We start from the raw sequence: 23,237 nt of genomic DNA, 5'->3' as shown, positions 1-23,237 counted from the left end.
ATTTACTATTTATAATAATCTTAAATGAGATTAACCCCGATGCAACGCCCTAATATAAAAATTTCAGGATAAGGTTAAAGGTATCTGTTTGATTTTATTGCTTCTATTAATCTCAGCACCATGGGAAGATACCTTGCGCTGATAAATAATTCAAAGCCGTCATTTGATATCATAAGCTGTGAAACATTTATGTAATTGAATGACAAAGTTTCCATAAAGGTCTGTATTGATTCCTCATTTATTTTCTCCCTGTCTATTGTTATGTTAATTTCTATAAAATCACCATATAACTTTTCAGGATATGTTTTTTTTATATTTTCCGGTGTTTCCCCTGAAATCATAACCCACATAGTATGGCTCTCTGGCGTTATACGTATTGCACGTGAATAAGGATAATATGCTCTCATAGCCTCATCGTCATAATCACAGTATAAAAGTGAAAGCCCTGTAATAATATTAATTTTCATGTCAGAAAAAGGGTTGTTTGTAGTTTTTTGCCTGGTAGCATCATAATCTTTCCTTAAAATTGTTGAAATTGTATTAATTTTGGGGGTATAATTATATTTCTCTTTTATTTGATTCTGGATTATACGTGATAATGAATTATAATTAACAACACCTGTATTGAGCATCCATTTAAAGGCTTTATTTTCATTTAGAATGTTAATTACGTCATTTTTAATGTTTCCCCTTTTTGTTACTTTTGGTTTTTTACCGGATTGCTGCATATATGCATATATTCAGAATCTATATATAATAATTATTGGATATTATAAATTTCATGCAAATCAAATGGTATTTTCCCTATCAATATAATATAGCCATTATCAAAGCTATGGAATTATATAGCAAATCCAGGCAAAGTATCTTGAGCATTCAATAAACTTATTAATTTACACTTTTCCGCATATCAGGCAATTTAAAATATACCGGTTAAGTTGAATTATAATGCGATTTCCATGGCACTATTCAATTTTGTCTGTTCAGACTGCTTATAATGTAAATTAAAATTTCGGAAATAGAAATATTATTATCAATTGGAAAAATGCAATAAAGTCATGCTTGAAAAGGGATTGTATGAAAAACTGATAAATTTTTGCCTGAGAAATGAGCTAAACAATAACACAGAAATTGAATCACTGGAAAAGGCACTTGTTAATGATCAACTATCACGGATATTAGCTGCATATGTTGGTGAAAGAACGAAACATAGGCTGGACATTATGGAAGATAAACGTCTACCTGTTTCAGACCGTCTGGATTTCGTCAATAATCTTTTAGATAAAATAAACAGCGATGGGAGAGAAAGTACATCCAAAGAGAAAATTCATATCAATAATCCTCTGGACAAAATAAGCAGCAAGACAGAACAAAATTGTGATAATATAGAATCACCCCCAAAGATTTTGCTTTCCGCATATCCTAAAAATAATGAAAATAAAAAAATCGATTTAACAATCAGGCCGGACACATCTGTTGCATACAGTTCCCTTTTCACCGGTTCATCAAATGAGCCACAATTTTATTATGAGTTGCAGAAAGAGATACAAACATCTGATCAGGTAGATATGCTGGTATCATTCATAAAGTGGACTGGATTAAGGTTAATAATAAAAAAGTTGAAGGAATTTACAGATAATGGTGGGAAATTAAGGGTCATAACAACCACTTACATGGGAGTAACGGATATTAAAGCTATTGAAGAATTAGCCAAATTGACCAATACAGAGATAAAGATATCATACGATACAAAAAATACAAGGATGCATGCGAAAACATATATATTCCTAAGAAACACAGGATATTCAACAGCTTATGTTGGCTCTTCTAATCTCTCAGGTGCAGCGATATCCAGTGGACTTGAATGGAACTTGAAGATAACAAAGATTGACATGCAGGATGTTTTTGATAAAATAGATGCAACTTTTGATTCATACTGGAGTTCTGAAGCGTTTGAAAGTTTCTCGCCGGATCAACTGGCTCAATTAAACAAAGCCCTGAAAAATGAATCTTCAATTAACAATAGCGGCAATGAATATTCTTTTGATTTTCATCCCTACCCATATCAATCAAAAATCCTGGAAGAATTGAGGGCAGACAGGCAATTACGGGGAAATTACCACAATCTTGTTGTTTCAGCTACAGGTACTGGAAAAACCATCATTTCAGCATTTGATTATAAACAATTTGTTAGAGAACATCCTGATAGCTCCAATCGCCTTCTCTTCATAGCCCATCGGGAGGAAATCCTCAAGCAAAGCATTGCCTGCTTCAGAAATGTGCTGAAAGATCCTGAATTTGGAAATTTATATGTTGGGAACTACAAACCATTATCAGATGAACATCTCTTCATGTCAATTCAGACATTTGAATCTATAAGGCCAGATCTACAACTGGATAAGCATTATTATGATTTTATTATTATTGATGAATTCCACCATGCCGCAGCTAAATCCTATGCAAATCTCCTGAATCATTTCAATCCAGAAATTATGCTTGGACTTACTGCCACTCCAGAAAGGATGGATGGAAGGGATATCCTGAAATATTTCAATAATCATATTACATCAGAAATAAGGCTTCCCGAGGCTATAGATCAGCATCTTCTCTGCCCATTCCAGTATTTCGGAATAACAGACTCTGTTGACCTTGAAAACATAGCATGGAAAAAGGGCTCATATGATGTATCTGAACTGGAGAACTTATACGTTAAGAACAGTGGAGCCAGAGAAAGAGCTAAATTAATCATAGACGCTGTACGGAAATATAGCACAGATATTAACAGCATGAAAGCCCTAGGATTTTGCGTTACAAAAGCCCATGCAAAGTTTATGGCCCACTATTTCCAGGAATCTGGAATACAATCCATCGCATTAACAAGCGATTCCACACACCAGGAAAGAAATGATGCCAGAATAAAACTTGTGTTCGGTCAACTACCCACAGCTAAAGCAGTGAGCTTGCAACTGGGCTGCCACAATGGACAAAAAAATCACCCGCTACAATAGGCTGGTTGGCAACAGCCCTGTTCCTGATATTAAGGGAAGCAATATAATCCGCTTCTCCCTTTAATCCACAGGAAATGCATTTAAATGTAGATCTCTCAGGCCTGTTCTTTTTAGATATAGTATGGCAGTTGGGGCATTCCCTGCTTGTGTTATGTGGGTCTATAACCATTACCGGAATTCCTGCTTCCATAGCTTTGTACTCAATAAATAGCCTGAGCTGGTAGAAAGCCCATGAATTATGCATATATCTATTTCCTTTCTTAACAGTTTCCCTCATTCTTATACCACTGAGATCCTCAATGGCAATAGCGGAAGAGGTGCCTTTGGCTTTATTTACTATTTCTTTAGATATTATATGGTTGGTATTTGTAGCAAACCTATGCTCCTTTCCTGAAAGCTTTTTAAGATGCCTTTTTGCTGATTTAGTATTAACGGATTGCAATCTGGAGCGTAGATCTAAATTATGCTCCCTTACTTCCTTTACTTTTTCTCCGGAATAGTATTTGCCTGTAGAATCTACTGAAATATTAGCAATCCCCATGTCTACCCCTATAACATTCTTAGGTTCTATAACTGGTTGTTCGGGTACATCAACACTTACCATTAGATAGAAGAGCTTATGCTTCCTTACAAGGTCACATTGGCCCCTCATCCTATTGAATGGTATTTCAACGTATTTTCCAATGGTTACCGGTATTCTTATTCTTCCCTTGATGGTGTTAAGGCTTACTTCATCCATGCTTTTAAAGCTCATAACTCTCTGGTCATATACTATTGAACCGTATTCCCGGAACTCATGGAATACTGACCTATCAGTTAAATAAGTGTCCACAACCTTTCCAATAACTCTTATGGTTAACTGTGCTGATAATCCGAATTTGTTTCTGATATCATAATATACCAATTTCTGGAGGGATATTTTATTGTATATTTTATTATCCCATGCTATTCTGGATACAAAATTACATGCTTCATTGAACTTTTTAAATGTGCCAAGGAGTATATCTTTCTGATTATCCTCTGGAAGCAATTTGATTTGAAGGGTTTTAAGCACATTATTCAAATATAAACTCAATATATAAAATTGTCGCAATTCCTCCTGTGACTAAAGTCGTAGGCTTCCTTGCGAGGGGATCGTGAAATTAAAGTAATTTTCGCCGTTGATTTGTATAACGAAGGCGTAGATATACCGGAAATAAATACAGTATTATTTCTGCGGCCAACAGAGAGCCTGACAGTATTTATCCAGCAACTGGGTCGTGGGCTACGGCTTTTTGATGGGAAAGATTGCCTCACAGTGTTAGATTTTATTGGGAAGGCAAACCAGAATTATAATTTTACAGAGAAATACCTTGCTCTTTTGAAAGACGGCTATATGGATCCAGGGAACGAGATTACCAATGGATTTTCACATCTGCCCGGAGATTGTTATATTGAACTGGAAGAAAAGGCTCAAAAATATATACTGGAAAATATAAAAAAATCTTTCCAGTCTTCATCAGGGCTGGTTATAAAGATCAGGAATTTTAAAGCCCATTCAGGCCTTCCCCTGACACTTCAAAACTTTTTAGAATATTATCATATAACCCCGGAAATTATATACTCGAAAAATACATTTTCCAGACTTTGCGCCAATGCAGGAGTAATAGATAACTTTAATGAAGATATAGAAAAAACCATGGCAGGGGCATTCAAAAGAATCTGCCAGATCAATTCCTATTCATGGATTTCATTCATAGAAAAAACTCTGGAAGAAAATAATAAAACATGGGAAGAGTTAAGTGCAACAGAGCGCAGGATGGTCAATATGTTTTATTTCACAATATACAACAGTCCACCGGAGAAGCTAAATTATGCCAATTCCCTTGATGCACTCAATGAAATAAGTACATATCCCGTTCTGTTTTCCGAGTTGAAAGACCTATTGTTATATTTATTATCAACAATTAACTTTGTTGAATCTTCTAAAAATATCAATGGTGATATTCCACTTCATGTACACAGTGAGTATTCGAGAAATCAAATTCTTGGAGCACTGGATATTATGGACCCGGCTTCCATGCGTGAAGGAGTGAAATATATTAAGGAAAAGAAGATAGATATCTTGCTTGTTACCGTTCACAAGGAGGAAAAATCATATTCACCCACTACTATGTATAAGGATTATGCAATTAATGAGAATGAGTTTCACTGGCAAACACAGAGTACTGTATCATCGGATTCAGATACGGCCAGAAGATATTTTGGCGAGACGGGCCAGGAACATAAAATTTTACTATTTACCAGGGAATACAGGGAGAATGACCTCGGCGCTTCTCCGTATGTATTCCTGGGGCGGGTACGTCATGTCAGGCATACTGGAAGCAACCCTGTGAGCATAATCTGGAAACTTGATGAGCCAATACTGCCACAGTACCTGGAAAAACTCAGTAACGTACTTCCATCATGAAATAGCGGAAATGTAATTGCTGTGCTTAATAATTCAAATTGTCAATGGGTCTCAGGCGAATTTAAAATTTTATTTCATTATCAGTAAATTTTTGATTGTATTGTTATATATTTATTAATTGTTCAGATTTAATTTTTCTGATTGTACAAAAAAGAGGAATGAAATAGATGGAATACTCCTGGTAATCAAAACAGTTTCTATCAAGATAGAGTTATAAATAAACGAAATTAAAAAAGACTTAGAAGGCGGGATTAAAATCCAACAGTCTCTGATTCCCGGTATTTTTTATCAAAACGGGTAAATTCAGTAATATTATTGGTAAAGGCTATGCAAGATAAGAAAAATCAGTATGAATTGATGGAAAAGGGATAAAGCCCAGGAATCAGGCAAATGCACCTGATATGGCCTATATAATTATATAATGCACATAGCAAAACTTCAGCAATGCTGTTCTCTTTATTTTTCTAAAAATACAGGGAATAATTAATATTTATAACAAATTATGAATGATATTCTATTATCAAATGACATAATATTTAAATATAATGATTTATTTTTAACATTATATGACTAAAAAAGTAATAGAATATAAAAAAAGAAAACTTAAAAAACGAGAACGGTGGGATATTATTAAAATTTTAGGTTCATCATTTACCCTCTCAATGATATTCTGTTTACTGATATTCGGGCATATGATATTCTTATATCTTTCAGTTATACCTCCAATTATGATGGCTTTTCCGAGGGGAGAGGATAGGAGGAAACCACTGGTTACAATGATATTACTTGGATTTGCAATGATTTTTTCATTTCCCACAACAGAAGGGTATTTATTTAACCAGAACTACCTTATAACCCGCGAAGATCTATTTATAATTCTTGCAATGATTCCACAATCAGTGTATATAGGAACAAATGTTAGAAAGATTGTAACTCTTATAAAAAGGCCTGAAAGAAAGCATATTGTATTACAGGAATAATACATTTTCATAAATAATTGTGTCTATAATTCTGTTGATTTAAGAAGGCCACTGCTATATGAAAAATTTAATTTATAATATAGAAAATTCTGTGAATGAGTATCGATTATACCTGTATGAACTAGTTTTTTGCTTATAAATTTAACAGTGTAGAAGTAATTTTACTTTCGATAAACCTGCATTCGCATTATTCAAGGATGAAAAAAACGGGAAATAAAAGTATTTGCAGAATCTGTCTAACAAAGGATTATATTTTAGTATCGATTTTGCCGTAATAGGTGGAGAGTCTAAATACTTCAAAGTCATTACTATGTTCCCGGAAAGAACAGGAGGGAATAAAAAATATATTGAGATAGGCAGTAGCGATGTGTGCCGGTTTTTATAACCAGTTTGCCGTCTATATTATCTATCAGCAATGCTAATTTATATTTAGGAAACAGTGTGGCGGTATACGTAATTAAGAGTAATTACGGGAAAGGTGGATAAATGACAACAATTTCAAAGTTAATGAGTGGGGGAGGAACATTCTCTAAAATTAGAAAGCAGACCCCAACCGTAAAGATACTTGCTCTGGTATCCCTGCTAAGCAGTGCAACAAGATATCCAGTGTGGATTGTCCTAACACTACTCCTTTCATCCGTTTACCATACACCGTTCCTTATTATCGGGGTGATATTCTTTCTTTCATCAGCGATTTCTTTCCCATTCAATATACTTGCTGGAAGAATTATGGACAGGATAGGGAGAAGAACATTGTCTCTTATCATTCCCATTCTTATTTCCATAACATATTTTCTTTTATTTTATACGGCATACCGGGAACTGCAACTCATATACATAATCATTGAGACTGTTGCTTCAACAACTCTTCTTTCTGTACAGAACGTCCTTATAAACGCAATAACAACGGATATGTCTATTGACCAGGAGAGGCTAAGTGCATTCAGCCTCATCCGCGTGGCTGCAAATGCAGGGGTTGGCATAGGCTTAGTTATAGCAGGTGTTATGTCATTGATATCGCCCTATGTATTCTTCATAGTTCCTGTAATAGCTTCAATATTTGAATTTTACATATTTTACCGGTTTGTGCCTGAATCGCTAAATAGAGTATTGGAGAAGCTGAATACCATAAAAAAGAAGTTTACGGTGCACAGGGATAGGCTCCTTGTAGCTGTTTCCATATTTATGGCAATATCCATGTTGTTTGCTGACCAGTTTGAAATGCCAACCCTTCCACTATATCTTGAGACTTACAGGCACATAACTGAATTTTATATAACCCTGATTTATGGTGTGAATGCGCTTGTTGTGATCCTGCTGCAGTTCAGGCTTAATTCGATAGGGGAAAGATTTGGCTATATAAAGAGCTTTTCTGTGGGCATGCTCCTCTACGCATTCTCCTTCCTCGGGTTTGCGGCAACAGGAAATTTGGTATTGCTTGCTGGAAACACTGCTATGCTTACTGTTGGAGAATGCCTTTGCAATCCGTTCCTTTCAGTAACAATATCAAGGATATCTCCTGCCAATAAAAGGGGAGAATATTTCGGTTTTAGTTCATCGCTTATTGGAACCATTTTTCCACTGGGGCCTCTTGTGGGAACAATTTTCCTGACATATCTATTTAATCCACAAATCTTAATGTGGGCACTGTTTTTCGCTATAAATGCCTCTCTGGCCATTATTTCTCTGGTAGCGAGAAAATCCATAAAGAGCAGGGAACGCCAGCTCGGTAATTTATCGCACAGTTGATTAGAGCAGCATTCTTTCAATTCCATTATATTCCTTTTCATTACAGGTATGAATTGTTATATATGGAAAACGTTTTAAAAGACAAAATTGAAATTATAGCCGGGGCCAGTTCTGGAGTCCGAAAAGAGATAGCTATGTTATTTGGAAGCTAGGGTCTAAACCTCCTGCGCGCAGATATTGTCCAGGAAAGGCGTAAAGATATTGAATTACTTCTGACGGATCGTAGAATTGATTCTAAAACACTGGCTTTAGACATCAGGGATATAGAGAGTGTCATGGAACAACTGGACATAAGGTCATTAGTTGAGTTAATAGTTGCCAATTAAACAGAGAAGTTACATCCATGTGCCTGAAACATAATATACTGTTATTCTTCCATTAATCCCAGAAATGCCTGAAAACTTTTATTTTTATTTAACCTGTTATAATCCAGTTTGCTGCTATAGGATGGTAATTTATCCTTCCTGTATTTACCAGAATGCTCTTTTTCAAAATCGTTTAAAGCCTTAGCAGGGGGTCTCTTAGCACTATATTTAATTTTTAATGAATCACATATCCATTCTTCTATTTCAAATTCTATTCCAAGCAAATAAATATTATTCTGGTACTCCTGGCCAAGAATATTTTTTATCTGTTTTGTTATCCTGCTACAATTACCATCACAATCATACTCTATTATAATTTTATTACATTCCTCTTTACCTGCTGTCACAGACCTGATAATACGCTTCAATTTAGTGTTTAGTGTTAGCTGTGCCAGGTACTCTACCTTAATATTTTTTTTAATTATATTTTTATTTTTCAGGTCTTTTATGATATTTTTAAAGAATTCGCTGCCAAAAGCATCCTCATAAATAATACAGATTTTAGTGATCTATACCACCATAAAGCAGGGATTCACTGGGCGTTATCCCTTCCTTAATCAAACTTTCCGCTTTCCGCCGTGGATTTGATATACGTTCTACCTTTGTCTGATTATTAACCATTTTTACTATTAATATATTTTTAAGGTCAACAAGGTCAACCACCATTGGGGAATGTGTGCTAATTATAGTTTTTATGCCTCTAGCACTTATTGCATCTAGAATATATTCTATCATTTTTTCATGAAAAGAATTCTCAATCTCATCTATTATAAGAAGTTCGGGTTTTTGTTCTATAAGTTCGAGTACCATAATTAATTTATAGAAACCAAGGGGAAGATTGGGGGGATAAAAATAACCATCGCCGTATTTGACAACAAGAGTTACGGTGCCATCTGGCATTGCTTCAAAATTTAATTCCCATCCGGGGAAAAAGGTTTTTATTCCATTCTCGACCAGTTCTGGCAGTGACCTGTTTTTTAAGAAATATTGATATAGCATTCTAACCAATCCACTGCCATCTTCGGAAATTAATGATGGGCCTGCAACCGGCACACGGTTTTTTATAGCCTTATAATCTATTGGCCCGGCTGCAATTATATTGTTAAAAATATTTCTTAGTCCTGAGAAGAATACGAAATCTGCCAAATTATTATACATATTTTTATTATCAGGTTTTAAAATAGGTGAAGCGACAATTATGTAATTTTTCATATCAAAAAAATTTTGAGTTCCCATATTTCTGTTTATATTTAATCTGGAAATTCCAGAACCCCCAGCGTTCATGGATGAACCAACCAGGGTCATCGAAATAATGCTTTGATTGGTACTTATATCATTTATATACTGCGTTTTTTTGATTTTGGAGAATATTTCTGCCTCATCTATATTTAAATACTGAATATTACCAAAATCTGTTTTTGAGAGTTTTTCTATGGCATTATCAAGGTGCTTAATTTCGACTTTTGAACCTTCCCTCAATATATCTACATAATTCTCAATTACAATGTGTTCTGATATAAAATTTGGAAGTCCATTATTATCCATTATGTCATATTCATAGAATAGTTTATGGCCATCCACTGTAAAGTTAAAAGAAAACGATATTGGCTCTTCTATATTGTGATTATACACTAGATTTGAATACCCCCACCATTTTGTAAAGGGAGATTTAATAGGCTCCGGTTTAAAAAGGACTTTATTAAAATTTATAGCTTCAATTATGTTTGTTTTTCCTGAGCCATTTTTTCCAACCATCACTATCAAATCATTAATATTTAAAGTAATATTTTTAATACTCTTAAAATTTTTAATTATAATTTTCTTTATTTCAATATTCATTTATAAACAAATTTTAAATTAATATTTAAATATTATCTTAGTGTTACTTTATGTCATATTACTTCAAAAATAAAAAAGATCAAGAATCGAAGACTCTTCAATTTCTATCTGTTTCTATGAACTTTTTAATTCTACAGGAGTCTACCAGATTTATTTCAAAAATTATTAAAGTACCGGGCATACAAATTCATAATTTTTTATATTCCATTACCCTTCCATCGCCGTATGTCCTGTAATAATATTTGAATTCTTCATTTCCGGATTTCGCTGTACATGTCCTTCCACTGCTATAATTTCCATGGAGTTCCAGGTAATCTATTTTATTCCATCCCGTTTCATCCTTAACCTTGTTTAACATGCCTTCCAGTATATCTGCACATATATTGCAGCAGAAAAACATCTTTTCTCCTTCTATTTCCCTGTAGTATTCTCCCCAGGTTGCGTTGCATAATGCGCATCCTTCAGTATTGTTTGTTTTCAATCATTTCGCCCCTTTCAATCCTTGCCTCAAGATAGTTATAAAACACATAGGTGGAAGCCAGATAGGCGTCCTGTATATTTTCAATATTGTAATCCCTGCTGTATTTTTCTATAATATTTAATGCCTCTATGGAATGCGCATTATCACTATGGTAACCTTCCATAAGGAATGCTTTAACAGTTTCCGGCACATTATTGTTGTCAAAGGCACCAAGATTGAAATAATCATATCTGGCTCCGTATGGCCTTAATGCACTATTAGCTATAAGTTCAAGGGAATGCATTGCAGCCATAATTTCTATCCACCCATTATTCTGTGCTATTTCACGCCACCTGTTAATTGCGTTTTCTGTGTTTTTTAGTGGTTTTGTTTCCATAATCTTTTTTCTGCTTATTCCAAATCCCTCAGCCATGTCCAGCAAAAGTTCAATATGTGGCTTTTTGCCGTTTCCAAAATATTCTGTAACCATATTCTCCATTTCATATGTCTGGACATCATTATAATCTGTTTTGGATATTATAGCGGAACATGACCTTACCCATTGCTTCAGGAAAAAGTAATGTTCCACAGCATAGCCTTGCAGAATATATTTATTATAATCCTGCATTTTTATTATAAACGGGTGTGGATTATTTCCCCTGTATTCTGAAACAAACCGGTTAATGATCCAGGATTTTATTCCTCCACCATTGAGATCATAAAGGTTTCTAAATAAGGGCTCTAATCCTTTTTTATCTGCCTTTGTTTTTGTAAGGTTCCTGTTCAGCCACATAACATGCAGGGGATCGCTGTCTTTAGCTTTCCCTATGAAATGTTCCGATAGTGCCAGAAAATCATTATTGCCGAATTTTAAGTTGCATACAGGGCATATTGCCATAGATAAAAATATGTTAAACAGTATATAGGGTTTCAGCTAAGGGATAAAATAACAAAATTTTAAAATAATTATATAAGTCTTGATATAAGTGTGTCTTATTTTATCGATAGTACAAAGCTGATTTTCAGTTCGTTTATAATTGTTCCCGCACCTTAATTACAACAAAAATATCAAATAAATAAGTAAAAGTTATAATATAACATTCACTTACTAACACGAAACCCATTGGATGATTCCTTAGCGGCCAGAGATTAAAACTTGCGGAGTTACAGGATTATGTAATAGATATTATATACGAATATTCCGGGAAGGATACATTTCTATACAGCGGTACTGCTATCTGGAGATGCTTTGGAGGAATGCGATTTTCTGAAGGCAGTGATATTTACCTTGATAGAAAGGAATTTGATAAATTTCTTCGCTCGCTTGATGAGTATAGCTTAAAGTTAATCTGGCAGTATCCGGAGTTACCAACCAGAATCAGGGTTGCCGGGGATGAAGCAGATCTCCTTATAGAATCAAAGCCAGGTATTGCAGAAAATGAAATAAGGGCTTATTCACGCGTTGATGGGAGCGTTAAAACGATAAGTGTCCTCAGCGCTACTGAATTGATGTCCAGAAAAATAGAGGCCTATCAGAGCAGAGGTTTTGTTAGGGATATTTATGACCTCTATGTTTTGACAAATTGGCTGGATAGGTCAGCCTACATGGTAAAATCAAAAATTTCCAATTTTCTGCATGGAATACAGGCACCTGTGGATGAAAATATATTGCCTTCATTGCTCTATGCAGGTTCTGGCAATTTAAATTTTCATAGAATGGTAGACTATATCAGGAGGTGGGTCAACGAAATATAAATCCTCTTTTATTGAATTTTTTTCAAACCAGATAATGTTCACTACGGGTGATGCCCGGAGATTTCTCACAAAACTGGGGGCTGATGAATTTTATATACGCCTGATGCTGCATTATCTTGTTGAGTCTGGAAGCCTGTACAGTATTGGTAAAGATGCATATACGTTTCATAGAAATGAAGCTGCAATTGGATTTAAATTCAGGCCTTTTGACTACGGGCTTCAATACGCGCTCATCATAAGAAAAATCTGGACCCAGCAATCTGTTCCCGCCATTGTGACAACAGGCAAAGCCAATCCAGGAGCCAGGGAAATCATGGATACAAGGGTAATCCTGCACAGAATAGATAGAGCCAAGTTTTTTGGTTTCGAGTACGTTAATTACGGAGAGGTTTTTGTTCCCGTTTCAGATTTAGAAAAAACCCTGCTTGATTTTAACTATTATCATATAAAACTGAGCAATGAAACACGGGAGTCAATAAGAAAAAAGATTGATAAAGTAAAATTTCTAGAATATGAAAAAAGGATGATAAAAAGTTCATAGAAGAGTTTATAACTTAGTTCTTGAGTCCTTTTATTTCCAGTTCTATCCAGTTAATTACTAAATATTTTAATACCTCATTATAATTTTATCTCAATGGATGCTTCTTTCAAGTTAATTATATCACTTTTGCTTGCAGTTCTAATGGGTGCTGTGGATTCTTCTACCATAGTCCTGCTTTCACTTCCCACCATAACAGATAGTTTAAAAACCCAGCTTTCCCTATCAATATGTATTATTCTGATTTATCTGCTGGTTATTGCTGTGGGTACAACACAGCTGGGGAGGCTGGGTGATATCCTGGCAAGAAAAAATATTTTTATATCGGGAATTGCTATATTTACAAATCTATCTACCAGAAATAAAGCCACTGAGTTTACGATGTGGATGAATTTCTGGAATTGTTAAATATTCAATAATTAATATTTAAACAATTTTCAAATCCCATGAATGGCATAATTTTTAAAATAACAATAAATTGAATATTTTTAAGATAATTATAACATATGCATATATAACAGCAAGATTTATACAATAATATTATATACATATGAGAAAAAGAGCCATGATGCCTGAAGAACGAAGAAATAAAATTAAAAATTCGTTAAGAATAACAGGAGAAAGAAGAAAAACACAGGATGTAATAATACTTAAACTAAAGATAGACAATGATAAATTAAATAACAATACTATAAAGGCATTAAACACAATGTTTTTAGAAGCTAAATGGCTATATAATTATATACTAAACAAAGAATTCAACAATGATATTTTTAATATAGATTCTAAAATAAAGAATGTAAATGTATATGTTAAAGACCATTATGAAACAAGGGAATTAAAATATTTATCATCACAGATGAAGCAGGAAATAATCAATAGGGCAAAGGACAATATAAATGGATTACACAAATTAAAAGAAAAGGGATTTAAAGTTGGAAAATTGAAATTTAAATCATTTATAACATCAATACCATTGAATCAATATACTATAACATATAAAATAATAAACAATAATTATATTAAAATACAGGACATAAAGCAGTTATTAAAAGTAAATGGCCTGGATAATTTAGAATGCTATTATGAACCGGCAAATGCATTGTTAATTAATAACAATAACAATAATTATTATATTAACATAACAGCATACAAAAATAAATACATTTTAGAAAAACCGGTAAATAACCAGAAAATATTATCATTTGACCTGGGAATAAAGAATCAGTTGACATGCTCTAATGGGTTAATATTAAACTATAATATACCAAAATCCAAAAAAGAAAAAAGACTGCAAAGGTCATTGTCAAGAAAAGCTGAATATGTGGAAGGTTCTAAGAATAAACTCAGTAAAAAACAATCCAAGAACTATTATAAAAATAAAAACAGATTAAACAGAGAACAAGATAGGACAAAAAACAAAAGAAAGGACACTATTAACAAAATAACCCATTATCTAACATCCAATTATGATATAGTAGTAACACAGAACGACAATATATCCGGATGGCAGAGGCTATTCGGAAAGAAAATAGAATCTACAGGTATAGGTGGAATAATAGATGCACTTAAACATAAGGCATCAACACTTATACTTATAGATCGTTTCATTCCTACAACAAAGGAATGTTCTAATTGCCATAATAAATATAATATAAAATTGGATGAAAGAATATATAAATGCCCTAATTGTGGTTTTATTATAGATAGGGATTATAATTCTGCATTGAATATGATTTATTATGGAATAATAAAATTAAATGAGTTATTAAAAATTAAAAATAAAAAATTAAATAATTATTTTAAGAAATATAATATAAATTTAAATGTACCTATGGAGCGTAGGGAACTAACGCCTGTGGAGATTATTGCCTCTGGCTTTGAAGGGCTTAATATAAGCCCCTATGTGAAGTTAAGCATGGTCAATGAAGCAGGAAGCCTCTATGCTTTAGCATGAGGTAGTTCACCGTTGGATCTGCACTATGCGGTGCATCAGCAGATATAATAGAACTCATATTTTTCAGGGTTATACAGGGTGTTGGAACAGCTATGGTCCAGTCAAACGGTGGCGCAATAATAGCTGATAATTTTCTTCCAAACAAAAGGTGAAGAGTGTATGGGTATACAGCGGTAGGTCACAATGTCGGTGCAATGCTCGGAATAGTTTTAGGTGGAGTAATTACCACATTTATTGGGTGGAGATATATATTTTACATAAACGTCCCAATAGGCATATTTGCTATCTATTACGCGATTAAATTCATTAACAGGAGCACACCGGTAAGGAACAAACTTGATTTGCCTGGCATGTCAACACTTGGAGTTGCTTTAATATCCATATCATATGCGGGTGTAAATATTTCAACTTCCGGCATTACAACATTTAACCTCGCATTAATGGGTTTTGGAGCGCTTTTGATTTTACTGTTCATATACATAGAAACGAAGGTTGCAAAGCCATTATTGCCATTAAAAGTATTCAGGATTAAAATATTGTCATATTCATTATTCGCATCCTTTTTCCAGAGCCTTGGATTTTTAGCAGTTGTTTTTATTATTATAATGTATTTGCAGGGTGTGAGGGGATTGTCCCCGTTTGATAGTGCATTGCTGTTATTGCCAGGATATGTAATAGGTAGCATGCTTGGCCCATATTTTGGAAGGCTTGCGGACAGGATAGGTTCCCGTATACCGGCAACTGTGGGGCTTTTAATGATGGCTGGTGCCATTATAGTTTATTCACTAATTACTGTTAATTCTACGCTTTACATAGTTTTAGTTGCATCAGGGATTTCAGGTACTGGATCATCAATGTTCTTCCCTGCTAACAACAGTGCGGTTATGGCAAATTCCCCAAAAGAACTTTATGGGATGTCTTCCGGTTTCCTTCGCACTCTGGCAAATATAGGCATGCTGGGAAGTTTTGTTATCTCGGTCTCCATTGCAAGCCTGAGCGTACCCAGAAGTGTTGCATTTGAAGTTTTTGCAGGTGTTGGCAAACTTGTTGGAGGTGTATCTACATCATTTATGTCAGGAATACATTATTCGTTATATGTTTCTATGGCAATACTACTGTTCGGTGCTTTTCTATCATTCTCGCGGGGGAAAGAGGAAAGGAGAAGCAGTGATATCACTGTTAAAAGTTAAATTTATTTTTATTATTGTAACAAATCATAATTTGAAAACCATGGGTATACATTACTTCCGGATGTTTTTACCGTGAATTGCAGTGTTTCTATATTCAATAGACAACATATTTTAAAAAAATATTATAACATATAGTTTATCAATTATGATAAACAATGGTGCTATATACTTAATTAAAATATTGAAATATGAATACAATAAACTTACTTGATACAATTAAAAATGACTATAAAGGCGTGTTCAGAACATATGATATAGAAATAATAGAAAATAGCAATATAAAGTATTCATCACTGGTGGCGAACCGTTTAGTAGAACACGGCTATGCAAAAAGAGCAGGCAGGAATAAGTTCTATCTGCCAGGAACAGATATATTTGCAATAGCCTCTAATATTCTGGAACCATCCTATATAGGGATATCGTCTGCTTTTTCTTATTATAACCTGGTAACCCAGATATACGATATAATATACGTTATTTCACCAAAAAGGCATAAAGATATAGAAATTGAAGGGTATAGAATAAAATTTATAACATTAAAGAATACAAAAATTTACGGTTACCATATAGATAAAAACACATACATATCTATTTCCAATCCGGAAAAAGCAATAGTTGATTCTGTGTATTTAGCAAACCCACCAATCTCATATATAGAAGAAGCTCTTGATAACGGTATTGAAAATAAATTAATAAATATAGATAGATTATTATTTTATTCAGAAAAAATACACTCAAAAAAAACATATGAAATAATTCTGGCATTAATTAATAAAAGGCGGTAATTTTATGGATAATATTGAAATCAAGAAATGGAAAGATTACACAAAAATTATGGGATTTAAAAATTCGTACAGTACAGAAAAGGATTATCTTCAAGAAATTGTTCTAAACAGTCTTTTTTATATTAGTCCAGTTAATGATATAATATTTATCGGTGGCACTGCTATTTCAAAAGTTTATGGTTCCGGAATATTTTCGGAAGATCTTGACTTTATTTTTGATAAAAGTTATGATGTATATGTTGTAGAAAATAGAGTTAAAAAAGCTATCGATGAAATAAATAATTTTTATTCTATGGAATACGTTAAAAGTAAAAGGAGGGATATGCTTAGATATAATTTAAAAATTAAAGGGCCTTTTTATGAAATGTCCCATAGTGTGAGAGCAATACAGACCATAAAACTGGATATAAATTTGTATGTACGTCCATTTTATAATCCTAAAAAGGTTTTAAGAACTACAATTTATCAGGAATTAAGGCCCTATTTTCTTTTTACTCTGGATACCGAGGAATTCGCAGCAGAAAAAATAAAAGCTATTATGGAAAGACCGACACCGGTTGCCAGGGATTTATACGACTTATGGCTACTAATCACAAAATATAATGTTAAAATAAATATACAAATGATAAATTATAAACTGCAAAAATATACGCAAGTTCAAGGATTTAATATAGATGAATTCCTGGAAAAAGTAATTTCAATAGGTGAGATCTGGAATACAGAAATGGAAAGTTTATTGAATGTAATTGTTCCGTTTGATACTGTTAAAGATACCGTTATTGGTTATGTAATTAAATAAAACAATTACGATATAAAATTTTAACATTTGCCAATTTTTTATTATATTTTTGAAAATTATTATACATGAAGAATATGTAATTTTACGAGTGATCAGGGAAAAAATATTTAAGTCACGTGTATATAACAATATTGTTATTGTGGTATGATGAAAGAATTGACATTATACAAAATCAGAGATATGGCATTGAAAAATAATGTTTCGGTATATAATGTAAATGAATTTGCAAATCTAATCCAGAAAAACAATAAAGTAGCTATTGTATACATGAATAGATTAGTTAGGAATAACCTTGCAACTAAGCCTGTAAACGGGAAAATTTCATTTATTAATGACGATTTTATTATGGCATCGCAATTAATTTATCCATCGTATATCTCTATAAATTCTGCATTACTATTCCATAAATTGGCGCAGCAGGTTCCTGGTAAGGTGGAATGTGTTACTACGATAAACTCAATAAATTACAATAAATTAGGAATATCATATCATAAAATAAAGCCTGAATTATTTTTCGGATATAAACGGTATAATTATAATAATAGCTATATTTTTGTTGCGAATCCAGATAAAGCAGTCTTTGATGGATTATATCTGAATATTTTTTCAGAAAATGATATTAATGAATTCAAAAATAATATAGACTTTTCAGATCTTATTCGGAATTTAAAGAATATTAAGATAAGAAAAATAAAAAAAATCATGGAGATATTAAAATGATTGATAAGGATGATATAATTAAACTATCAAAATTGCATGGTCTAAGGCCATGGCAGGAGGAAAAAAGGTATATGCTTTCAGTAGTCTTAAATGCAATTTATGGTGAGCCTTTGATATTTAAAGGTGGCACATATTTATGGCTTTTCCATGGTTTACGAAGATTTTCAGAGGATCTTGATTTTACAGAAAATTCAATGTTAAAAGGTAATTTGCCTGATAAAGTTTCGGAGAATCTGAAATTACAGGGGATTAATAATGAGTTAAAAATTGTTAAAAATGATAATATAACATTATCATTCAGGCTCCTTTCAGAAGGGCCATTGTATACAAATATTTTGAGTATGGTTCCTGTTTATGTTGAAATAAGTAGAAGAGAGAAAATTATTAAACAGGCAATGGCATTAAATTTTGATTTTCCAGAATATAATTTGCCAATAAGAATATTATCAGGAATGAATGTTGATGAAGTGGCAGCAGAAAAAGTAAGGGCAATATATACAAGGAAAAAAGCGAGAGATATATATGATTTATATTATTTAATTTATTTTAAAAAAGTAATTTTTGATCCAGAATTAATTAATATGAAGCTAAAGTTTTACAATATAATTTTCGATAAAATGGAATTTATTAATGAAATATTAAAACAGGAAAAAATATTCAGTAATGAATTAAAACCAATAGTAATGGGAGAAATACCGGAAATACAAAAAATAATTGAAATTGTATCATCATGGATTAACATCTAAAATAGTTTATACTTTAAATATGGAATTCACCAAATAGATACACCTATATATACAGGATTACTGGATATATCTTACTTTTTTCTCCTTATTGCTACTATTGCGGCAGAAATGATTATTGCAATTGCTGCTACCACTCCAATCCCATAATATAGGCTATAATTGTGTTCCGGTGTATATTTAATATTATTAACTGTAACATTTTTACCGTTTACATCTACATTTCCTGAACTGCCGGATATTTTATTTCCATTTACCCCGCTTACGGTGTATGCATATGTTCCATTGTGCAAGGCAAACAGTATAGTATTGTTATCGGACAATTCCGTAGTTCCATTAAGTGTAACTAACCATGTTGTTCCAGCAGGCAACCCGTTTTCAACAAATTTTACAGTGTAAATTCTGGAGAATGTTAGCGTTGTTGAAATATTGCCCCCATTTACAACTATTCCGGAAGAGGATGGTACGGGTTCATATGGTTCATTTGCAATGGAAGTTCTATATGTATACGTGCCATTTATAAGTGCAAATGAAAATGAATTCCCTGTTATTGGGCCTGATTTCACTGTACTGGATAAATTGACATACCATACTGATCCGCCCGGAAGTCCCACCTCTATAAATTTAACTTCATAGGTTACCTTAGAGAATTTTATTATGCTCTTATAGGAATAACCATTTACTATGATATCCCCAGAATAATGTTCGGCTTTATAGATCTTGTCCAGCGTTTCTACCATATATGTGTATGTGTCGTTAGCCAGTACAAATACAATGGTATTAGTATCGGATGATTCTGTCTTTCCGTTAATAGTAACTGACCATGCTGTTCCTGCAGGCAATCCTGTTTGTGTAAAGCTAATATTGTATTTTGGCGCCACATTTAATGGCAAATATTCTCCAGCTGTAAGATTAACTGTTAAATTTTTATAAAGTATAGTCCCATTATAAATAGATAAATTATATTCACCAGGAGCAAGAGTCAGGTTAACTTCGTGTTTTACGAAACTATATTCCGTTCCGTTCACACTTATACTCCCGCTTGAAAATGGTGTTGAGATATTCAATAATGATATATCTGCTGAACTGTATACCTGTGATAGAGAACCGTCTCCCGCAGTCACATTTTCGAAAATAGTTCCGTTTGAAGTGTAGTACTCTGCGCTGGATTGAACGTTGCTTATGATTTCTGCAGTATCACTGCCATAATTAAAGGCATTTGTTATTTCCTGGTAATTATGCCCATTCCAGTATTCTATCCCTAGTTGAATGTTTGAAGACATATCTACGGTTGAAGAACCATCGCCGGGTCCTCCAAGAATGAGTTCTGCATCATAGAAAGAATAACCGTCCGGTTCATAATTATAGCCATCAACAACAAAACTCTGATCTGAAGTTACATTTGTTGCAAAGATAAAAACCGGGCTGTCATAGGTCATCCATCTGTATCCATCATTATACATAAGCTCTACTTCAGGACTTCCGTTTTTCATGGTGCTATTTACCATAAAATTTATGGTTGCCGGATTTGGTAATTTAATATCATTGCCCGGTAAAGTACAGGATGCTATTGAATAATAATAACCGGAATCTGAATAATTGCCAACTTTTCCGGCCCCATTAACAGTAGAATTGTACATGCTTGCACCACTGGATGTCATATTCCAGATATTGTCAATAAAAGTGATAGCCCTGGAGGATGTGTTAATGAACGCAACGTCCTGGACCCAGTATACATATTTATTATTGCTATTATTAAAAACAAGATTGATATTGAATTGGACTGACATGCATTTATTTCCTGATGAACTGTTAGCTACAGACAGATTATAGATTTTAGCTGAGCCTAGGAATGATGTTGTATTGTATTCATATGGAGTATACCCGCCAAGTAGGGTCTCGGTACCAAGTCCGTAATCAGCCATGCCCACAGGGGCAGGCTCATTCCTGTATAAATTCTCCGGGTTTACAGAGGAATAATTACTTTCATTTGAGGGCAATCCTAATGAACTGTTTGTTACCCCGGAGCCCTCAGAAGTATGCGAATTAACAGATGATGAAAGAAAATGAGTATCCTGATTCGTTATAGAAGAGAAGGATATTAAAACAAATAACAGTGCAATTGCTATGGGAAGTATTTTCTTCCACTTTGGTTTTTTTCCGTGCACCATTCATCATTAAATAAACGTATATATATTTCATTCTTCGAATATTTTCTAGCGCATATATTATCCATTGCAAATATTAGTTGATAACTATAATGCACACAAATGACCAATAAAATTTGCCATTACTTATTGTTTTCAATTAAAATAAATTTAAGGTGAAAATTCCTCCTGAAGCTCAAGTATTACCTCATTTAATACTTCTTCTAATGTCATACCGTTGTATTCACGCAAGCCACCCATGTCGGTTCGCAACCTGGCGCTAAATCCATTTTCATCCTTTTCAAATTCAATATTGCAAAGTAGCTCTTCCATGCCAATCACTCCATAATTACCTGTGGTATTTAAAAATTGTTATTGGCACGCCCGAAGAACCCGAGCATTATATCAGATACATTATTTCCGGTCCTACCAGTTATTATAGCGCCATGGGCTTTTGATAAAGCTGTATATGTATCATTATTGGCAAGGTACTCTTCTAAATTGTCAATTCTTGTGGAATTGTCCACTATCCCTCCCGCTGCAATGCTCTTTCCATCTATGCCATCCGTACCCATGGAAATAAAAAGAAAATCATTATTACTTATATCTTCCATTATCCTCACTGCGAGTTCCTGGTTTCGCCCCCCGCTGCCGTTTCCTGTTACTGTTACAGTGGTCTCACCCCCACATACAAACCAGAAAGGTTCTCCCTTGATTTCCAGTATATTCTTTAGAATGTCAGTTATATCCCTGGAAACTACCTTAACATCTCCGTTGATATTGCTTCCAAGATTTATCTTTTCACCATCAAGTTCAGAATAAATATAATCCACAAAATCACGATTTTTTAAAACAATTGTGTTTTTCACATTAGTAAAATATTTACTATCCAGTGTTTCTGAAATATCTACTTTTTCGATTATATCTCTCAATCTATTATCTTTAATGTACTTCTTTGCCAGTTCTTTCAAGTTAGCTGGTGCTGGAACATTTACCAGAGGCCCGGAAGCGATTATGTTCAGGTTATCGTAAACCACGTCTGAAATAATATAGCCAGCCACAGATGCTGGGTATAGATACTTCGCCAGTTTGCCGTTTTTGACTGCCGAGAGCGATGACCTGAGACGGTTCAATACGTATATGTCACCATCATTTTCCATGATTTCAGCTGATATATCCTTGAGGTCATTGACATCTATTCCGGTTTCCAGTATCTCGAATAGGGATGAACCTCCCCCTGAGATCAAAACAATGACAAGGTCATTTTGATTCAGCCTATCTAAATGTGAAAGCAATTTTTTTGAAGATTCTACAGATAAACTGCTAACATATGGATGCGTACCACGCAAAACCTCCAGTTCCGGATATGACTCATTGTGTACTTCATCATCTGGTATAATAATTCCAGCGTATGATAGTTTTTTGAGCACCCGTTCACGTATTCCGGAGTACATGCTAAATGAAGCTTTGCCGAATCCAATTACATAGACACGGTCAAATTTTTCTGTGTCCACATTGAAATTCCTTGACATTGCAGCTGATGGATGAAGATTATTAATAGCATTCTGAATTTTTTCCAGTGCATATACCCTTCTTGAATTTGTTCCAATATTATCCATGTTAAGAATCTGCATAGTGATATATATTACCGGTGGTTTTAACTTTTTTCAATAGGGCAATATGCCTGAATTCTAGACAGTGCAACCTGAGATATGCCCGGTTCCCTATATATTCTACATTTATTGCGAAATCC

22 protein-coding genes are annotated in these 23,237 nt (G+C 33.7%); 13 read left to right on the top strand and 9 right to left on the bottom strand.

Going from position 1 to position 23,237, the window contains the following annotated elements; translation table 11 throughout:
* Window positions 1-74: 74 nt before the first annotated feature.
* Window positions 75-728: a hypothetical protein gene (locus FACI_RS09380; protein WP_009887967.1), complete on the bottom strand. Its 654-nt coding sequence runs from the start codon at window positions 726-728 to the stop codon at window positions 75-77.
* A gap of 330 nt (window positions 729-1,058) precedes the next feature.
* On the opposite strand from FACI_RS09380, the gene FACI_RS09375 reads away from it, so the two are divergent.
* Window positions 1,059-3,008 carry a DEAD/DEAH box helicase family protein gene (locus tag FACI_RS09375; RefSeq protein ID WP_009887966.1) on the top strand — a complete coding sequence of 650 codons (1,950 nt, stop codon included), beginning with the start codon at window positions 1,059-1,061 and terminating at the stop codon, window positions 3,006-3,008.
* Here FACI_RS09375 and FACI_RS09370 read toward each other — a convergent pair.
* On the bottom strand, window positions 2,947-4,062 hold the full coding sequence (locus tag FACI_RS09370) for an RNA-guided endonuclease InsQ/TnpB family protein (RefSeq protein WP_009887964.1): 1,116 nt from the start codon (window positions 4,060-4,062) through the stop codon (window positions 2,947-2,949). The genes FACI_RS09375 and FACI_RS09370 overlap by 62 nt on opposite strands.
* A 69-nt stretch (window positions 4,063-4,131) precedes the next feature.
* On the opposite strand from FACI_RS09370, the gene FACI_RS09365 reads away from it, so the two are divergent.
* The 3 genes from FACI_RS09365 to FACI_RS09355 all read left to right on the top strand — a co-directional run bounded on the left by FACI_RS09365 (window position 4,132) and on the right by FACI_RS09355 (window position 8,186).
* Window positions 4,132-5,457: a DUF3427 domain-containing protein gene (locus FACI_RS09365; RefSeq protein ID WP_019841817.1), complete on the top strand. Its 1,326-nt coding sequence runs from the start codon at window positions 4,132-4,134 to the stop codon at window positions 5,455-5,457.
* A 566-nt stretch (window positions 5,458-6,023) separates the two neighbouring features.
* Window positions 6,024-6,437, top strand: coding sequence for a hypothetical protein (locus FACI_RS09360; RefSeq protein WP_009887962.1), 414 nt, complete (start codon window positions 6,024-6,026; stop codon window positions 6,435-6,437).
* 486 nt (window positions 6,438-6,923) lie between these two features.
* Window positions 6,924-8,186 (top strand): MFS transporter, encoded by a 1,263-nt coding sequence (locus FACI_RS09355; RefSeq protein ID WP_009887961.1) that lies wholly within the window; start codon window positions 6,924-6,926, stop codon window positions 8,184-8,186.
* Between the two features lie 367 nt (window positions 8,187-8,553).
* On the opposite strand, the gene FACI_RS09350 is transcribed toward FACI_RS09355, so the two are convergent.
* From FACI_RS09350 to FACI_RS09335, 4 genes are all read right to left on the bottom strand, one after another.
* Window positions 8,554-8,898 (bottom strand): hypothetical protein, encoded by a 345-nt coding sequence (locus FACI_RS09350; RefSeq protein ID WP_009887959.1) that lies wholly within the window; start codon window positions 8,896-8,898, stop codon window positions 8,554-8,556.
* 154 nt (window positions 8,899-9,052) lie between these two features.
* On the bottom strand, window positions 9,053-10,390 hold the full coding sequence (locus FACI_RS09345; protein WP_009887958.1) for an AAA family ATPase: 1,338 nt from the start codon (window positions 10,388-10,390) through the stop codon (window positions 9,053-9,055).
* A gap of 187 nt (window positions 10,391-10,577) precedes the next feature.
* Entirely contained in the window at window positions 10,578-10,871 is a 294-nt protein-coding gene (locus FACI_RS09340; protein WP_009887957.1) for a TA0938 family protein, read from the bottom strand.
* Window positions 10,852-11,748 (bottom strand): thiaminase II/PqqC family protein, encoded by an 897-nt coding sequence (locus FACI_RS09335; protein WP_009887956.1) that lies wholly within the window; start codon window positions 11,746-11,748, stop codon window positions 10,852-10,854. The genes FACI_RS09340 and FACI_RS09335 overlap by 20 nt, the downstream gene beginning before the upstream one ends.
* 359 nt (window positions 11,749-12,107) lie before the next feature.
* Here FACI_RS09335 and FACI_RS09330 point away from each other — a divergent pair, with 359 nt between their 5' ends.
* The 9 genes from FACI_RS09330 (at window position 12,108) to FACI_RS09290 (ending at window position 19,340) form a co-directional block, all read left to right on the top strand.
* Window positions 12,108-12,605, top strand: coding sequence for a hypothetical protein (locus tag FACI_RS09330; protein WP_009887955.1), 498 nt, complete (start codon window positions 12,108-12,110; stop codon window positions 12,603-12,605).
* Between the two features lie 34 nt (window positions 12,606-12,639).
* Window positions 12,640-13,146, top strand: coding sequence for a type IV toxin-antitoxin system AbiEi family antitoxin domain-containing protein (locus FACI_RS09325; RefSeq protein ID WP_009887953.1), 507 nt, complete (start codon window positions 12,640-12,642; stop codon window positions 13,144-13,146).
* A gap of 93 nt (window positions 13,147-13,239) precedes the next feature.
* Window positions 13,240-13,551, top strand: coding sequence for a multidrug efflux permease (locus FACI_RS09320; protein WP_009887952.1), 312 nt, complete (start codon window positions 13,240-13,242; stop codon window positions 13,549-13,551).
* A gap of 142 nt (window positions 13,552-13,693) precedes the next feature.
* Window positions 13,694-15,100: an RNA-guided endonuclease InsQ/TnpB family protein gene (locus FACI_RS09315; RefSeq protein WP_009887951.1), complete on the top strand. Its 1,407-nt coding sequence runs from the start codon at window positions 13,694-13,696 to the stop codon at window positions 15,098-15,100.
* A gap of 155 nt (window positions 15,101-15,255) precedes the next feature.
* On the top strand, window positions 15,256-16,290 hold the full coding sequence (locus FACI_RS09310; RefSeq protein WP_019841814.1) for an MFS transporter: 1,035 nt from the start codon (window positions 15,256-15,258) through the stop codon (window positions 16,288-16,290).
* 188 nt (window positions 16,291-16,478) lie between these two features.
* Window positions 16,479-17,075 carry a type IV toxin-antitoxin system AbiEi family antitoxin domain-containing protein gene (locus FACI_RS09305; protein ID WP_009887949.1) on the top strand — a complete coding sequence of 199 codons (597 nt, stop codon included), beginning with the start codon at window positions 16,479-16,481 and terminating at the stop codon, window positions 17,073-17,075.
* 4 nt (window positions 17,076-17,079) lie between these two features.
* On the top strand, window positions 17,080-17,874 hold the full coding sequence (locus tag FACI_RS09300; RefSeq protein WP_009887948.1) for a nucleotidyl transferase AbiEii/AbiGii toxin family protein: 795 nt from the start codon (window positions 17,080-17,082) through the stop codon (window positions 17,872-17,874).
* A gap of 180 nt (window positions 17,875-18,054) precedes the next feature.
* Window positions 18,055-18,594 carry a type IV toxin-antitoxin system AbiEi family antitoxin domain-containing protein gene (locus FACI_RS09295; RefSeq protein WP_148285756.1) on the top strand — a complete coding sequence of 180 codons (540 nt, stop codon included), beginning with the start codon at window positions 18,055-18,057 and terminating at the stop codon, window positions 18,592-18,594.
* Entirely contained in the window at window positions 18,591-19,340 is a 750-nt protein-coding gene (locus tag FACI_RS09290) for a nucleotidyl transferase AbiEii/AbiGii toxin family protein (RefSeq protein ID WP_009887946.1), read from the top strand. The genes FACI_RS09295 and FACI_RS09290 overlap by 4 nt, the downstream gene beginning before the upstream one ends.
* 71 nt (window positions 19,341-19,411) lie before the next feature.
* Here FACI_RS09290 and FACI_RS09285 read toward each other — a convergent pair whose 3' ends face one another.
* From FACI_RS09285 to gck, 3 genes are all read right to left on the bottom strand, one after another.
* Entirely contained in the window at window positions 19,412-21,508 is a 2,097-nt protein-coding gene (locus FACI_RS09285) for a thermopsin (RefSeq protein WP_009887944.1), read from the bottom strand.
* Window positions 21,509-21,655: 147 nt separating this feature from the next.
* Complete coding sequence (locus tag FACI_RS10345; protein WP_009887943.1) at window positions 21,656-21,817, bottom strand: hypothetical protein; 162 nt, start codon at window positions 21,815-21,817, stop codon at window positions 21,656-21,658.
* Between the two features lie 29 nt (window positions 21,818-21,846).
* The gene (gene gck, locus FACI_RS09280; RefSeq protein WP_019841812.1) at window positions 21,847-23,118 is read right to left on the bottom strand and encodes a glycerate 2-kinase; all 1,272 of its coding nucleotides are present in this window, start codon (window positions 23,116-23,118) and stop codon (window positions 21,847-21,849) included.
* Between the last annotated feature and the right edge of the window lie 119 nt (window positions 23,119-23,237).

Source organism: Ferroplasma acidarmanus Fer1, assembly GCF_000152265.2.
Lineage (GTDB): Archaea > Thermoplasmatota > Thermoplasmata > Thermoplasmatales > Thermoplasmataceae > Ferroplasma > Ferroplasma acidiphilum.
The sequence above is the reverse complement of the archived record's forward strand: the minus strand, read 5'-3'. Positions and strand labels throughout refer to the sequence as shown.